Genomic DNA, 2187 nt, shown 5'->3' on the forward strand with positions numbered 1-2187 from the left:
CTACGCCGCCTCGGCGCGCTCGGCCCGCGCCGCCTCGAGCGCGCGCACCCGCGGGATGATATGCTCGCCGAAATACGCGACCTCTTCCTGGAAGTGCAGGAAGGCGAGGAGCGCGAGGTCGGCGCCGGCATCCTTCAGGGCGAGGATGCGCTCGGCGATCTGGTCCGGGGTGCCGATCAGGTTGGTCTTGAAGCCGTCGTTGTACTGGACGAGGTCCTCGAAGGTGGACTTCGCCCAGTTGCCCTCGCCCTCGGGCGAGGCCTTGCCGGCATTCTTCGCCTCGTGGCCGAACGCCTTCACCGCGTCTGTGTTGGCGTAGTCGATGATCTCCTGCAGCACAGCGCGCGCCTCTTGCTCGGTGTCGCGCGCGATGACGAAGGCGTTCACGCCGACCTTCACCGTGTGGCCGTTGGCGGCGGCCTTCGCTTGGAGGTCGTCCACCTGCGCGCGGACGCCCGCCGGCGTGTTGCCGTTGGTGAAGTACCAATCGGAGACGCGGGCCGCCATGTCGCGCGCCGCCCGCGACGACCCGCCTTGGAAGATCTCCGGCGTCACCGCAGGCTTCGGCTTGAGGTTGTAGTTGGTGTAGCGATAGAAATCGCCGCGGAACGTATAGTTCTCCTGGGTCCAGATCCCGCGCAGCGCGGTGATGAACTCCTCGGAGCGGCGATAGCGCTCGTCGTGGTCGAGCCACGGCTCGCCGATGGCGCGGAACTCACCCGAGAACCAGCCGGAGACCAGGTTGATCGCGATGCGGTTCTCGGTCAGCTCGCTGATCGTGGCGATCTGCTTGGCGGCGATGGTCGGGTTCCACGGCCCGGGCAGCAGCGCGGCGATCACCTTCAACTTCGTGGTGGCAGCGAGCAGCGCGTGGCTGAACGCCACCGATTCGTGCTGGAACTCGGCGCCGTAGCCGGCGGTGAAGCGGATCTGGGTCAGCGCGTAGTCGAAGCCGGCCTCCTCGGCGATCCGCGCGAGCTTGCGGTTGTAGTCGGCATCCCAGCTCGTGCGCTGCGGGATCGTGCTGATCACGAGCCCGCCAGACACGTTCGGCACCCAATAGGCGAAGCGGATCGGCTCCTCGGTCGCGTTGCGGTTGGTCATCGGATGTCCCCCTCCTCGTCCGTCGTCACTTGTCGGTGCGATACGATCGTCCAGCGCATGTCCCTGATGGGTTACGCGCCGATCGGCCGAACAGATGCGCCCTGTAGGCGTGCCTTCAAAGTATTTCCAAAGTCCTGATCCAGGTCAAAGGAAGCAAAGCGCAAATTTTTGCTGGATCAGGCAAGGACGTTCCACTGGCCGCAGGTCCGGCGGGAGAAACCTTCCATCGTGGGCATCCAGGAGGCGGGGCCGCCCGTGGAGAAACGGCATCGCACCCACTTCGTTCTTCTTAAAGAACGTTTCAGTCCGCCGATGCGTGGGATGATTGCAAATTTCGCCTCGTACTCACGTCCGAGAGAACAAAACCCCTCGATCCGATCGCTTGAGAAGACGTTCGCCTCGTTCGCCGCGTTCTTTTGCAAGAACGTTTCATTGACCGCGCAGGCCGCACGCCTCACCTTCAGGAGGACATCGCGGCAGGGTCCGGAACGATGGGGGCGGCCTTCGCCCTCCAGCCCCGTCTTTGTCCCGCGACACCCTCAATTCGAGACGAGACCTTGACGATGACGCGACCAAAACTCGTGGGCTTCAGCGCCAACCTCCAGCGCCCGTCCAAGACCCGCGCCCTGGTCGAGGCCGTGGGCGAGTCCGCCGCGGCGGATGGCGGCTTGGACCTGCGCCTGTTCGACCTCGTCGACGCCGGCACAGGCCTCGGCGCGGCCTGGTCGCGGGATGCGCTGTCGCTGCCGGCCCGCCGCGTGGTCGAGGCGATCGAGGGGGCGGATGCGCTCGTCGTCGGCTCGCCGGTCTACAAGGGCAGCTTCACCGGCTTGTTCAAGCACCTCTTCGACCTGATCGACCCGCTGGCCTTGGCCAACAAGCCGGTCGCGATCGTCGCCACAGGCGGCGGCGCCCGCCACGCGCTGGTGGTCGAGCATTCCTTCCGGCCGCTGTTCGGGTTCTTCGGCGCCCTGCAGGTGCCGACCACCGTCTACGGCTCCGACCCCGACTTCACCGACGGGCTGCCGACCGATCCCGGCGTGCGCGACCGCATCGCCCAGGCCGGCGCCCAGCTCGCCGCCC

Annotated in this window: 2 protein-coding genes; one reads left to right on the forward strand and one right to left on the reverse strand. The window is 66.5% G+C overall.

The window, feature by feature from the left end:
- A complete protein-coding gene (gene sfnG, locus FV222_RS23885; RefSeq protein ID WP_147815811.1) occupies positions 1-1104 on the reverse strand; it encodes a dimethylsulfone monooxygenase SfnG in 1104 nt (367 codons plus the stop codon).
- A gap of 563 nt (positions 1105-1667) precedes the next feature.
- Between sfnG and FV222_RS23890 the strand changes: the two genes are divergently transcribed.
- A partial coding sequence (locus FV222_RS23890; protein ID WP_147815812.1) for an NAD(P)H-dependent oxidoreductase occupies positions 1668-2187 on the forward strand: 520 nt, incomplete at its 3' end.

Origin of the sequence: Methylobacterium sp. WL103 (assembly GCF_008039885.1) — a bacterium.
Lineage (GTDB): Bacteria > Pseudomonadota > Alphaproteobacteria > Rhizobiales > Beijerinckiaceae > Methylobacterium > Methylobacterium cerastii.